The organism is Scardovia inopinata JCM 12537 (genome assembly GCF_001042695.1).
Taxonomy (GTDB): Bacteria; Actinomycetota; Actinomycetes; order Actinomycetales; family Bifidobacteriaceae; genus Scardovia; species Scardovia inopinata.
Map to the genome: position 1 here is coordinate 1189901 of NZ_AP012334.1, position 13705 is coordinate 1203605.

Sequence of the window (13705 nt, forward strand, 5' to 3'; positions counted from 1 at the left end):
ATTGCTGCTTTCCTATTACCGCTCACCTGAGAACTACTGATTTTCTGAAGACCTCTCGTCGTCTGTGCTGATACTTTTCTTGCTGGTCTTGCTGGCGCTTCTCTTGCTGGGATCGCTGGATTCCCGGGGAATGTTGGCGGTCCGTATTTTTATGCGTGTTGCCTTGCTGAAGGCAGATGCAGCGGTGCGGAAGCTCGAAGACCCCACCAAAGAGTGCAGACTTTGGTCAACTAAGGCCCGCAATCGGTCATCGCCCTTTGGCAAAGCTATTCCATATTGATTTTTTGCCAAAATTGGGCCAGTGAGAACCATCTGATGATTATTCATGGCTGTTGCATACCCGCCCAAAGCTGTTTCATCACCTATAACAGCGCTAACGCTTCCTGAGAAAAGGGCGCTGATACACTGGGAATAGCGGCCTTGCCAGTGAAACTGAGTTTTTTGACCAATCAGCATTCTTTCTACTGATGCCGACAGCTCCCCCTTAATAGCACAAATATCAGTCGCTCTGAGTGAAGTTACATTCATATATTTATTTTTATCCATTTTTCTCACCAGAATACGCTGCCTAACTGTCATATAAGGACCGGAAAAAGATATATCATCATCTGAATCGTTCAGCAACTGATGCACTCCTACAATCATGTCCACATCCTGTGAATCGAAAAGTTGAGAACGATTGGAATTCTGCGCTTCAACCCAAGTAATCTGATCGGCAGAATACCCCAGCTGATGAGCCACATAAGTTGCCACTGTTACATCAAGGCCGGAAAACTTTTCAGCCCGGCGGTTGCTGAGATACGGCCGGTCATAGGCTATGCCGATAGTAATTTTGGGGCCAGTCACATCCGGCAAGGTTGGACCACATCCACTTAAAAATCCCAGACTGCTTACCACTACAAGGCAGGTCATGGCCGCAGCAGCTTTAACAGCCTTAGCTGCTTTAGCAGTTTTGACTGCCGCAACTGTTTTCGCAGCCTTACCTCCTGGAGCTGCTTTATCCTGCGCTGCCGCCCCACTTCCCAGCCTATCGCTGCGAAAGCGACGAAAGATAAAATCGGTCTGAATCTGCATGCTTATTCGAAACCTCAGGTTTGTACTATATCTGTTATGCATATATGTGTTTTACTTATTTCTATTCATTTTATTCATTGCTGAATGACTTATGTACTTTTATTTAAAGAATTTGCTGTGCATAAGCCACCAGGTGGTCCCCACAGTAATTGCCAAGGTCAACAAAAGAATGTCCGAGAATCCCCACGGCTGATTCAGCAAAGGCATCCAGCGGAAATTCATACCATAGAGGGAGAAAATCAAAGTCGGGATGGACAAAACGATAGTGATAATGGTGAAAATTCGCATTACCCCGTTCATATTGTTGGAAACGATGGACCCAAAAGCATCGGTCATGCCCTGAAGAACTCCCTGGTAAATAGTGGCCATCTCAATAGCCTGCTTATTTTCCGTTATTACATCCTCCAAGAGATCATTATCATCCTCATAGGGCTTGATCAGGTCCAAAGTGGTCAGCTTTTCTAAAACAATCTCGTTAGACTTCAGGCTGGTAGTAAAGTACAGCAGGGACTTGGTCAGCTCCATCAGCATCAGGATTTCGCGGTTTTGAGTGGAGTTCTGCATACGATTTTCCAGCTTATCTGACTCCCGGTCAATGATGCGCAGATAGCGCAGATACATGGCTGCATTGCGGTACAGGACCTGGAGAATAAAGCGGGTATGCATAAAAGTATTAAATCCGCGGATGGTCCCATCCATAAAGGGATGGAGCAAAGGGGTATCCTGCGAACAGACCGTGATAATCACGTCTTTGGTTACCACCACTGACAGGGGGATGGTATTGTACCAGTTGCGTTCCGCCCTCTCTTCCACAGTTGGAATATCTACAATGACCATGGTATAAGTATCTTCCACATCGGTACGAGACCGCTCTTCATCATCCAGGGGAGCTCGCAGGTCGGCCAGGTCAATGTTATAATTCTGGGAAACAGTAGACAGTTCCATGTCTGAAGGATCGACCAGTGACACCCATGAACCGCGAACCGGTGTGGCTATCTGCTCTGTCTGCCCATCAACCGTATTAAATATACGCATCATAGTTATCACCACCCTCAGCTGCTTACAGTCTTCGATTGTATACTGTGGTGAATACCGCGCGAGCTCTGCCCTGACCGTTTCTGTCGTTCTCCGCCCTCCATCTCCTCTTCGCATTCCTTTGCGTGATATGCCCTCACCCAACTGCAAGGTTTGAAATCAAAAACCGCAGAAATAAGCCATTCTTTATTTTTGACACTGCAGTTAGGTGAAGGGTAGTTTTGAAGAAGACCCCTTTTAAGGTTCTGATGGTGCATATGAAACCGAGATAGAAAAATTTAGTGGCTTATTCGGCCGTATCTTTTCTCTCGCTGCATCTCGTTTACACCTATACGTCTGAAAGGAGATACCTTCCTATCCAATTGATGGCATGCCAGCAGAAATCAGTGTAATCAGCCAGAATGGTGTGAATCACTCCAGTCATCTGAGGCATAAGAACCGCTCGAATTCACAGGGACGGATGCTTTTGGACCAGACTGATGGAGGTAAATCCAGGCTACAAGAGCCAGGAAAACGATCAGTACCCAGGCAAGGCCGTAAAGAAAAGAGCCCGAAGAAAACCCCATCCCAATAATTGCATGGCCAGAATTTGCCTGACCGGGGACAGTTGAGCCCTTGGAAGCGGCCCGCTGAAAAGCGATTGAAACCAAGGAAGTTATTAGAGGCACAAAGGTGGCATTGGACAGAGATTCCACCATGACAGATGCGCTGAAAATCTCTTCAATGGAAATATGATCATCAACCAGAGGCTCTTCAAAGAAAATATTGAGAGTATCAACATAAGTAACACCCATTCCCAGACCACACAGAGCCCAAAAAATCAGGCAGAAAATAATCATATTGCTTGAAATATTGCTTGCAATATTGCTTGCAATATTGTCTGAAATCATCATATGAGACGAGACAAGGGAAGGACCAAGAATCATCAGAGCAGCCGCGACTGAGGAAAGGATGATTGCTCCCACTCCAATCCCTGCCCGCAGGCGATAGATTTTTGCAGTGGTTGCCGGTTTCATTCCGCAAATCAGTCCCATCACTGCCCAGCCAAGGCCGCCAGCCAGCTGAATCCAGCCGAGCTGAGCCGCATTGGCATTATATAAATCATGCGCGGTTAATGTGATTAATTCATTAGCTGAATAATATGCAGCTGTCAAGAAGAACATACCAGCCAGGGCCCGTTTACGCGGCGCGTTTTCAGTAAAAGTGGCCCGGGGCATCAGCTTCACAGTCACCCAACAAAGAATAAGTATTCCCAAGATACTGAGAAGATATTTACTCCAGCCGCGAGCCGGAAGAATGGTCAACAGCACACCAAGGCACATTCCTATTGCAGCTGTCAGCGGCAGAGGAGTTTTCTGTGTTTTCTGCTGAGAATTCAGGCTAAAAGCAATAACAAAACGGGCAGCCAGGAGGAAGGGAAGATAGAGCAGCATTGCCCACCGCCAGGAGAGCAAGTGAGTTACCCAAGCTCCGTATGCCGGTCCCACCAGGGAAGAAATTACCCAACTGGCGGAAGAGAAGGGCAAGGGTCAGCTGCCGAGCTCGGCCAGACAGGCCCAGGGCAACAGCCCCAATCGAAGCCATTGCCAGGGCCGAACCAGCAAATCCTCGAATAAACTGACCAACCACATACATCCAGATATTTACTGAGGTCGCACTGATTACCGATCCCCCGCATAAAATTGCTGTCATAATAATTAGGAGACGAGGTAATTTGTACCGTTGCAAAAGGGCTGCGCCGGTTGGAAGTCCCAGCATGCTGGCTATAGATGATACTCCTGTGATCAAGCCATACAAATGTTGAGCGTGGAAGTCAGCGGACATAATAGGAAGAATCAGCTGGCTGACATAGCTTTGCATGCCCCCAATCAGTTCGAGCACAATCACTGCTATGGCAAGTATCAGTTGGTTTTTCCTGACTTTCATTTCGGCCTCCGGAAAACTCTCCACGGTTGGCTCTTTTATTTTTATGATAAAGATACAATTAAAGATACAGTGATTAGAAAAAAAAATCAAACTTTTATTCGCTTAAGTGATATTTATCACAATTAGTGATAAATATCACAAATATATTGCTTTATACAATACACTGGCTGCGAGGATTAAGTTTAGGCAAGGTAATTGCTGCGGGCAGAATCGCTCAGCCTCGTAATTGCATCGATGACCAGCTCCCAGAAACGATCAAAGTCCAGCCTGGTAGCGACTTGAGTATGACATTGATCAGCAGAAGGCTCCGGGCCGCGAAGATCGGCCACAGTCATGCCAGCAGTCAGCTGACCGTACAGTTCAACATCCAGATGGCAGCGCCGGGTAGCAACAACTGTAGGATCAATCAGATAAGCAACCGTGCAGGGATCATGCACCGGGGGATCTACAAAATCCTGATTATTCTGGTAAGCCTGACGGAAGAAATCCATCAGACCGCTGGCGAAGGAGGCCAGATTAGAATCTATAGCATTAATCCGTTTCTGGATCTGTGGAGTGCACAAAGCCTGATGAGTTAAGTCCAGCCCTACCATCGTCACCATACGCCAGCCTGCATTAAAAACAATATGAGCGGCTTCAGGATCAGTCTTCACGTTGAACTCAGCAACCGGACTGGCATTCCCCACATGATAGCCGCCTCCCATAAGAACAACTTCCTGCACCCGATCAATAATTCTCGGCTCCAGACGGACGGCCAGGGCAATATTGGTCAGGGGACCCGTAGGAACAAGAGTGATGGTTCCCGGCTCGCTGGACATAATAGTGTCGATAATCCAATTCACTGCATGTCCTGAGTCCAGAGGACGGACTGGCTCAGGCAAATCGACCCCATCAAGCCCGGTCTGCCCATGAATCTCGGCGGCAACTGACAGGGGCCTAACCAGCGGTCTGCCACAACCGGCATGCACAGGCGTGGAGCGAGCGCCAGCCATTTCCAAGACGGAACGGGCATTATAGGTGACCTTGTCCAGGCTCTGATTGCCACCAACTGTGGTAACTCCCAGCAGATCAATCTGCGGATTGCCCGCAGCTAGGATGAGAGCCATTGCATCATCATGCCCAGGGTCGCAGTCCAGAATAATTTTTCTTGCCATGATGCCACCTCCGCGGTTGGCTTTGTAAAATTATTTGTAAAATTATCAGCTTCAATTATCAACTTCCTTCTATCATACCCTTAAGGCGATTTAAGCCGATTTGTCACCATGCTGAGCCTGCAAAAATAAAAAGAGAAAATATACACAAAAGCCGGTATCCGTCACAGACGAATCCCGGCTTTTCGCAATCGTGGAGCTAGGGGGATTCGAACCCCCGACCCCCTCCATGCCATGGAGATGCGCTACCAGCTGCGCCATAGCCCCGAAGTACAAAAGCTATTGTACACACCCTAGGGAATTTTGATCTCTCATGCGGCTGAGTGCGTGTCGTTTGAATAACCAGGAGCAGCCTCACCAGTTCCAGGAATCTGCAACTGCAGGTCACACTGTTCCACCACATTCTGGCTGTGGGTAGAAATCAGCACCACAGACCCAGAATCAGCAAATTCCCGCAGGATAGCCATCACCATATCCCCATTGGCGGTGTCCAAAGATGAAGTAGGTTCATCAGCAAGAATAATTGTCGGCTTTTTCAGCATCAGCCGGGCTAAAGCCACCCTCTGCTGTTCTCCTCCAGAAAGAGTATAGATTTTCTCTTTTTCCATATCCGCCAAGCCAACCCTAAATAGAACCTTTCTGCACAGGTCTGAATATTGCCGTCTGGGTATATTTTTATTAATTTTCAAAGGAACCATCAGGTTTTGACGAACAGTCCAGGAATCAACCAGACCATAGTTCTGAAAAAGAAATCCTAGGGTATCATGAAAATACATACGGCGTTCTTTGGCAGTCAGCAGGTCTTTTTTCCTGGTAATTTTGCCGCTTTTGCCCGGTTTCCCTCCTTTACCGGGCTTGATATCAAGAACCAACTTGTCGCCGTAATACATGGACCCCTGGGTAAAATCTTCCAAGAGTCCCAGGCAGTTGATAAGTGTCGTCTTTCCTGCACCGGACGGACCGGTTACCGCTACCAGGGCCTCGGCGGGGACAGTAAAAGACCAATTTTCCCACAAGATATGATGGCCAAATCGCTTGGCTGCATCCTTAACTGTAATCGCCGGAAGCTGCTGTTTATTGTTATCCATCATGTTAGGACTCCTTGATCATACTTGCCCTGGTCTGACTTTCGAAAGTTTTTAGCATTCCCACTGTCATACTCACCTGAAGAATAAGAATTATAAGAGCAAGAACTATACTGGCCCCATCCCGCATATGCCCAATCCGGGAGGCAATTTCCAGAGCAGCGACAGTGACAACAAACCCAACCAGTATGATTCCCACATGCCGTCTGATGAATGAATATCCATGAGTCAGTTTTATAAAATTCTGTTTTTTCCTGAGTTCACAGTATGCACTTATCAAAACGCCAATCGACATAACAAAAACACCAAAACCGAGAATCATGCCCAGTATATCCATCACCTGTTCCCGCTGCGAGAGTTGAATGGAATAGGCAACAATATCAGCGGCATTGTTGATTCCTGAGAAATCACCCAGAATCCCAGCTTTATCAAGAGCCGCGGTCAAGGCTGCAGGATTAGTAAAAAGAACATTCCCACTTGAAGCATAAGAGATGAAGACTGCTGGAGCAATTAAATGCGATCGAACATTGGCCACTGCAGCAACCGGATCTTTCAAAGAAGCGGTTCGGCTTGTTGTTCCGCTTTGCCCCTCTGCTGGCATGTCCAATTGCGCATTGTTATAAAGAAAATAGGATTGTCCTGCCTTGGCTCTGATTATCGACAGCTCAGGTTTACAAGCCGCCTTATTCGATGGAGAATCTGAGCCAGACTCCGAGGTTTCACACCATCCTTTTAAGTCAGAAGCATAACTCTTCTTCAATTTCTCAATGCTTCCATGATATGTTTCAGGCACAATCAGCAGGACCTTGTTAAGCTCCCCAGTGGGATAGGTGATTTTATGACCGTGAACATCAAGGATGGGATTCTTCTGCAAATATCCATTATTGATATAAAGAGAATTTTTTTCACCTGGGAAGTAACTTCTTTCACCGTGTGCAATTGCTTCGGAATCTTGGGCGTTAGAGTGAATAAAAACTGTTTGATCTTTGCTCTCCAGAGAACCGGCTACCTGTCGAAAAGGAGCCCCATCATCAAACATTTTCTCCTGAGGTAGATTTACATAGATACTGGTTGAATAAAGAGGCCCCGTTTTCTGCCACACTGTAAGTTCATTTGATGCCTGGTTAACAGCAGAAATCCGTAAAACTGTCCCTGACAAAGCACCGAAAATCAAAGCTACCACAATGATTTGGGTAGCAAAACCAATAACAAAACTGGCAGTTGTATTATTTTGATTTTTGATAACAGGAACAATAGCTATCGATCGAATAAAAATAGATGAAATAAAACTGACAGCCGTAATTCCTAGTATTAGCAAAGCAAGCCAGGAAACACAGAGCAGGGAAAGAAAACGAAAATATTGATGGAAATGATTATATATTCCCAGTACCAGGGTCAGAAGAGCAAGAACTATTATCATGCTCTTTCCTGAAAAAGCCAGAAAATCCGCAATCTCCCCTCTGACAATCTGCCCGTGGGAATATCCGTGGAGCTCACGCAAAGCATAGGATTTTCGCTGCCTGGAGCAGGAAAAGGCAATGGAAAGAATCAGAGCCAGAATCAAAGCGAGGAAGAAGGCAGCCGAGTTACTTTGCCCAATCCCGAATATGAAGTATGCTGCTGCATTGGATTTATATGAAGATCCCGCTGTCGAAATACTCATCCCCTGCTCTGACAACTTGTGAACCAGCTGAGAGAACTTACTGCCAGATACATTAACTGCATACTGCCCCCGTAAATCCTGATAGGTTATAGCAGAGGCAGGTTTGATGGTGTATCTTCCCGATAAAGACGAAAAAGTCGGGTATGAATACCCTCCAGCTCTGGCAAATGCAGCTTGATTACCAATAAAAACGAAAGCTATGCTTTTATCCGATGCAGACTCGGGATCAGGTTGAATTTTATAAATATTGATTTTTTCTTCTTGAGCAAGATTTTTAAAAGTCGTCAGAGCTGCACTTTTTTTACCTGAAATTTGTTCTACCGTGAAAGATGACTGAGTACCATAGGGCTGATTTTGATCCATGACAATAAAAGCCTGAAATGCAAAGAAAACGCCAAAAATCAAAGCAATAATCCATGAAACCTTAAAAATTCTATGCACAGCAGAAACCTCACTCACCTGGAGAATTTGCAGGTAAAGTTACCACCATCTGCTCCAGAAGCATAAACCGTTGTCGGAACACACAAAGCTCCCATCATGAGAAGGGATGTAGCGGCAGCAAGCAAACTCCTCCGTTTTGCTGTTTTACCAGTATCCATGGCCAATACTCCTTTGAAAATTTAGGAACTCTTTTTTTCTTCTTTCTCATAATTATTTTTTACTCGAATTCATTTTTCGTCTAGGTATGAGGACATTTGTCCTGATCCTTCCCAGGGATTATTCCAATTGGTAATATAGGCAGCGACCGGGCCATGCTCATATTCTTCCAGCCGCCAGCGGACAGACCCGTCAGGCAGATCAAGAGCGGAGAGCTTCACCCAGAAGGCGTTGCGCATGGAGACCAGACTAGTAAAATCAGGATGAGCATCAGTTAAGCGAAGAAGCATCTGAAGAGTTTGATTGATCCAAGCTCCATGCGAAAACACAAACAGATCAGTGTTATCTCCAGCCTTATAAGCCCAATCTTTCAGAGCAGCCATACCTCGGCGGCCAACATGTTCCTTGGGCTCTGCCCCGTGTTTGAGTTCACCGCCGCCAAAATGCTCCCAGGAGGCATAATCTTCAGGAAAACGAGACTTGATCTCGTCCATGGACAAGCCTTCCCACTCTCCAAATGAGCGTTCCGCAATTCGCTCATCGGTGTTAACCTCAATTCCCAGAGGATCAGCAAAGATATGTGCCGTCTCCTGAGCACGGCTGAGGTGGGAGGCAACTACCAGCTGGCGACGCTCAGAAAGCTTGAGTGAGGAGGTAGGGCCTGAGGCAGACAAGGATGCAGCTGCCGGACCGGATTGAGATTGAGATTGGGGCTCAGAGGGAGCAGGAGAAAAGTGACTTCCAAAATACTCAATCCGCTCCCCATCACTGTCTGTTTCCTGGCCCATTCCTGCCTGAATATCAAAAGTCTTGTCTGTGCTACCGTGAACATAGAGGCGGGTCAGCTCAGCAGCAGTCTGTTTCACCTGCCAGCGGCCAACATCATTCAGAGGAATATCTATCTGTCCCTGCCATCTGTGCTGACTGTTGTACGAGGTTTGTCCATGGCGAATCAGGAAAATTGAATGAACATGCTCACCTGTCCCCATAATTCACTCCTGGGAACTGGCAGAATCTGAACCCTGCTCACCGGTCTTGGCACTTACTTTATTCTCAATACCCGCAGAAGTATCGCCATTCTCTGCAGTATCAGGAAGCTGGAGATCAATCCGGGGACATTCCTTCCAAAGACGATCCAGATCATAAAACTTCCGCGATTCCTTGTCCATCACATGAACAACAAAATCACCGTAATCCTGCAGGACCCATTGCCCTTCCGTTACCCCTTCACGTTCTCTGGGATTCAAACCCAGTTGTATATACAACTGCTTTTCTACTTCTTCGGCAATGGACAAAACCTGACGGGGATTGTCACCGGTAATCAGCAGGAAAATATCAGTAATTGCCAGGGGCTCAGTCACATCAAAAGCAACGATGTCCTCCCCCTTCATGGAGTCAGCGGCCTTGGCAGCTAAACGTACTGCATCAATAGACTCTTGCATGGCTGGCATAGAATAACTCACTTCCTTTGTTGTTTGTCTCAGCGTAAGCTAGATTACGCTAGTTTATGCTTCCTACTGCTCTTGATCAGAGGATTCAGACTCGGATTCAGGCTTAGACTCAGACTCATGCTCAAATTCAGATCGTTCCCATGCCGGCTTCCACCGATTGACCACATGCTGAGTATTCTCAGAATATACCATGGCATCAGAGGGAACCTGGTGACGAATTACACTGCCGGCTCCAGTAGTAACGTTGTCCCCCACCTCTACCGGAGCAACTATCATATTCCCAGCACCAATGTGAACGTTAGCACCAATCTCAGTTCTGTTCTTATGAACACCATCGTAATTTGCAGTAATGGTGCCGCCGCCAACATTTGTATTCTCATGGATGTGGGCATCACCTACATAGCTCAGATGAGGAACCTTGGTTCCCTCATCAATCGTAGCCTTCTTCATCTCCACATAGGCCCCAGCCTTGGTCCTGGGACCCAAACTGTTGCCAGGCCGCAGATACGTCCAGGGGCCAATCGTGGATTGAGATCCAATATGCGATTTTTCCACTCGAGACCGTTCAACTATAGCTCCCTGATCTACCTGGGCATCAATCAGAGTGGTATCGGGGCCAATAACGGCGTCGGAAGCAACGCTGGTAGTGCCTTTTAGATAGCTTCCCGGCAAAATAGTTACATCTCTGTCCAAATGAACAGTATCGTCAATCCAGGTTGTAGATGGATCCTGTATAGTGACACCAGCCCGCATCCATTCCTGGCAGATCCGCATATTATGAGCTTTGAGCAGCTTCGCCAGCTGGATTCGGTCGTTGACTCCTTCCACCGCCAAATAATCAGGGGCCTGGAAAACACCCACATGTCCAATCTGACGGGCAGTCTCCAGAGCGTCAGTCAAGTAGAATTCTCCCTGGGCATTGTTGCTGTTCAGACTTGCTATGGCCTGGGAAAGGATCGCCGCGTCAAAGGCATAAACCGAGGTATTGACCTCATTTACGGCCAATTCGCTGGCATTAGCGTCTTTCTGCTCCACAATTCTGAGCAAATTTCCCTGAGGATCACGAATGATACGACCATAGCCGAAGGGATTCTGCAGGCTTGTGGTCAGAACAGTCGCCGCATTACCCCTATCCCCGTGATCTGACAGGAGCTGATGAAGGGTCTGCGTATCTAGCAGGGGCATATCGGAAGCCACAATCAAGACAGTTCCATGGAACTTACCCATTTTTTCCAGCTCAAAAACTGCGCACTGTACCGCCCGTCCTGTTCCGGAGATCTCGTCCTGCTTGACAACCAGAGCCTGGGGATTATACTGCTTCGCAGCCTGACCTACCCTCTGCCCCTGATGGCGAACAACCACAGCTGTACTTGCAGGATTTAAGGCTCGGACACTGTCCATCACCCTGTGCAGAAAAGTCTTGCCTGCAAAATCATGAAGGACCTTGGGAGTATGAGACTTCATGCGGGTTCCCTCACCTGCTGCGAGAATAATTGCGCAATCTAATTTTGCCATTCTGTCTTCCTATGCTCTGTTACTGGTGGTAACTAACTTACCGGAAGTAACTGATTTTTATTTTCTTTTACTTTTATCTTTATTGTGGTTATACAGACTGGGCAGCCTGCCGACGGCAGACGATAAACAAATTGCGCAGTCAGCCGACTGCGCAATCATCAGTTCCCCCACCTGGATTCGAACCAAGACTAAGGGTTCCAAAGACCCGTGTGCTGCCATTACACCATGGGGGAATAAATAGGTGCTGGTGTTGACACCCAGTTTTCTATTATGACACAGACGCTAGTCACAGCATGTCGCCCACCCGGTAACTGTGAACTTACTCATCTCAGCTTACTCGTCAAGGGCTCGAGGATATGCCAGAGGAATATCATTCCCATGATAACGGGGATAATTTTCAAACAACTCAGCCACCGATCCATCGCTGAAAACAGCCTTCATGGCTCCGGCCAGCAGAGGGGCAATGGAAAGAACAGTCAAACCCTTCCACCGCTTCTCTTCAGGAATGGGAACCGTATCAGTCAGGACAACTTCGCTGGCACCGCAATTCTTCAGGCGTTCAACCGCTGGATCAGACAGAACTCCGTGAGTGGCTACCACAATGACCGACTTGGCACCGGCCTCCAAAATAATCTTGGTAGCTTCAGCAATCGTGCCGCCGGTATCGATCAGATCATCAACCAGAACGCAGTCCTTGCCACTAACGTCTCCAACGACCCGGTTAGCCACTGTATGATTAGGGCGGGTGATATCGCGGGTCTTATGAATGAAAGCCAGGGGGCATCCGCCTAGGCGCTGGGCCCATTGCTCAGCCACCCGAATACGGCCGGCATCAGGAGACACCACAGCTACATTGTCCAGAGGAACCCGGGTACGTACATATTCAACCAAAACAGGCATAGCCTGAAGGTGGTCCACCGGACCATCGAAGAAGCCCTGAGACTGGGCTGCATGCAGATCAACTGACATAACGCGATCCGCTCCTGCAGTTTTAAACAGATCAAAAATCAAGCGGCAGGTAATGGGCTCCCGACCCCTATGCTTTTTGTCCTGCCTGGCGTACCCTAGCATGGGGCAGACTGCCGTGATAGACCGGGCCGATGCCCTCTTCAGAGCATCAATCATAATCAGCTGCTCCATTATCCACTTGTTAATGGGATCGGTATGACTCTGCATAACGAATACATCCGCTCCGCGGACCGATTCCGTATATCTGACGTACATCTCGCCATTTGCAAAGTCATAAGCAGTAGTTTCTAAAACATCTATTCCCAGATACTTTGCGACGTCCTGCGCCAATTTTGGATTTGCTCTACCCGTAACCAGAATAAGGTTTTTGTCTGGCTGGCCTTCGAGAACTACGCTCACCATGTCTCCATTGTTTGCGGTGTTGTGGAACTTTTCCATATTAACAGGCAGAGGGCACAAGCTCTCCTCTGTGCGTCGGCTGTCAGCTGATCAGACTTGGCTGCGAGAATCGCGGTATAATCCATGCTTATTAATGTACTGGACGACCCCATCGGGAACCAGATACCAGACCGGCTCACCGCTGTGAGCCCGGTGACGGATATCAGTAGATGAGATGGACAAGGCCGGTATTTCCATCAGGTCAACAGCATGGTCAGGAACCTCGGATTCTTTCAAATCCAAAGTATAACCAGGACGGGAAACGCCAACGAATCTGGCTAATTCCCACATTTCATCAGCATCTTTCCAGAGCATGATTTCTGCCAGAGCATCCGCCCCGGTGATGAAAAAGAGCTCAGCCTGGGGACGGAGGCGGCGAATATCTTTCAGGGTATCGATGGTGTAGGTAACACCTGGCCGGTCAATATCTACCCGGGACACTGTGAACTGAGGGTTGGAAGCAGTAGCAATAACGGTCATCAGATACCGATCTTCTGCGTTGGTCACTTCCGTATCCAACTTGAAAACGGGCCGGCCGGTGGGAACAAAAATCACTTCGTCCAGATCATAAACCCAGGCAACTTCCGAAGCAGCAACTAAGTGACCGTTATGGATAGGGTCAAAGGTACCTCCCATAATGCCTACCCTGGGAATAGGGTGAACATTCCCCCTGGCAGACAGCCGTCTCTTATGGCGGGCACCTATCTCCCGACTTAAATCCGACATGCTCCGTTCCTGAGACCCAACACTGGTGGAATCAGCCCGGGGCGCAGTCGTGCCCGGCTGGTTGCCAGACAGTGG

At 47.8% G+C, this 13705-nt stretch carries 13 protein-coding genes and 2 tRNA genes; all 15 read right to left on the reverse strand.

Translation table 11 applies throughout. The features are described from left to right. Positions 1-33: 33 nt before the first annotated feature. The 15 genes from SCIP_RS04845 to nadD all read right to left on the reverse strand — a co-directional run bounded on the left by SCIP_RS04845 (position 34) and on the right by nadD (position 13630). Positions 34-1074 carry a transporter substrate-binding domain-containing protein gene (locus SCIP_RS04845; protein ID WP_050752408.1) on the reverse strand — a complete coding sequence of 347 codons (1041 nt, stop codon included), beginning with the start codon at positions 1072-1074 and terminating at the stop codon, positions 34-36. Positions 1075-1173: 99 nt separating this feature from the next. Further along, positions 1174-2112, reverse strand: coding sequence for a magnesium transporter CorA family protein (locus tag SCIP_RS04850; RefSeq protein WP_040591349.1), 939 nt, complete (start codon positions 2110-2112; stop codon positions 1174-1176). 389 nt (positions 2113-2501) lie between these two features. Further along, a complete protein-coding gene (locus SCIP_RS04855) occupies positions 2502-3542 on the reverse strand; it encodes a hypothetical protein (RefSeq protein ID WP_070097785.1) in 1041 nt (346 codons plus the stop codon). After that, positions 3490-4035, reverse strand: coding sequence for an MFS transporter (locus SCIP_RS08325; protein WP_006293832.1), 546 nt, complete (start codon positions 4033-4035; stop codon positions 3490-3492). Before SCIP_RS08325 ends, SCIP_RS04855 begins: the two co-directional genes overlap by 53 nt. 182 nt (positions 4036-4217) lie before the next feature. Further along, complete coding sequence (gene uriH / locus SCIP_RS04860; protein ID WP_006293831.1) at positions 4218-5189, reverse strand: uridine-preferring nucleoside hydrolase UriH; 972 nt, start codon at positions 5187-5189, stop codon at positions 4218-4220. Between the two features lie 191 nt (positions 5190-5380). Beyond that, positions 5381-5453: transfer RNA gene (locus SCIP_RS04865), tRNA-Ala, on the reverse strand. 44 nt (positions 5454-5497) lie between these two features. Next, a complete protein-coding gene (locus SCIP_RS04870) occupies positions 5498-6277 on the reverse strand; it encodes an ATP-binding cassette domain-containing protein (protein ID WP_115672839.1) in 780 nt (259 codons plus the stop codon). Between the two features lies 1 nt (position 6278). Further along, on the reverse strand, positions 6279-8375 hold the full coding sequence (locus tag SCIP_RS04875; protein WP_040591534.1) for a bacteriocin-associated integral membrane family protein: 2097 nt from the start codon (positions 8373-8375) through the stop codon (positions 6279-6281). A 14-nt stretch (positions 8376-8389) separates the two neighbouring features. Beyond that, on the reverse strand, positions 8390-8533 hold the full coding sequence (locus SCIP_RS08065; RefSeq protein ID WP_155810243.1) for a hypothetical protein: 144 nt from the start codon (positions 8531-8533) through the stop codon (positions 8390-8392). Positions 8534-8602: 69 nt separating this feature from the next. Further along, the gene (locus SCIP_RS04880; protein ID WP_006293828.1) at positions 8603-9520 is read right to left on the reverse strand and encodes a histidine phosphatase family protein; all 918 of its coding nucleotides are present in this window, start codon (positions 9518-9520) and stop codon (positions 8603-8605) included. A 3-nt stretch (positions 9521-9523) separates the two neighbouring features. After that, the gene (gene rsfS / locus SCIP_RS04885; RefSeq protein WP_048349270.1) at positions 9524-9982 is read right to left on the reverse strand and encodes a ribosome silencing factor; all 459 of its coding nucleotides are present in this window, start codon (positions 9980-9982) and stop codon (positions 9524-9526) included. 63 nt (positions 9983-10045) lie between these two features. Then, positions 10046-11497: a bifunctional UDP-N-acetylglucosamine diphosphorylase/glucosamine-1-phosphate N-acetyltransferase GlmU gene (glmU, locus tag SCIP_RS04890; RefSeq protein WP_006293826.1), complete on the reverse strand. Its 1452-nt coding sequence runs from the start codon at positions 11495-11497 to the stop codon at positions 10046-10048. A 162-nt stretch (positions 11498-11659) separates the two neighbouring features. After that, positions 11660-11730, reverse strand: a tRNA-Gln gene (locus SCIP_RS04895). A gap of 100 nt (positions 11731-11830) precedes the next feature. Further along, complete coding sequence (locus SCIP_RS04900; protein WP_040591531.1) at positions 11831-12868, reverse strand: ribose-phosphate diphosphokinase; 1038 nt, start codon at positions 12866-12868, stop codon at positions 11831-11833. Positions 12869-12955: 87 nt separating this feature from the next. Beyond that, positions 12956-13630 (reverse strand): nicotinate-nucleotide adenylyltransferase, encoded by a 675-nt coding sequence (gene nadD, locus SCIP_RS04905; RefSeq protein WP_171821053.1) that lies wholly within the window; start codon positions 13628-13630, stop codon positions 12956-12958. Positions 13631-13705: the final 75 nt, after the last annotated feature.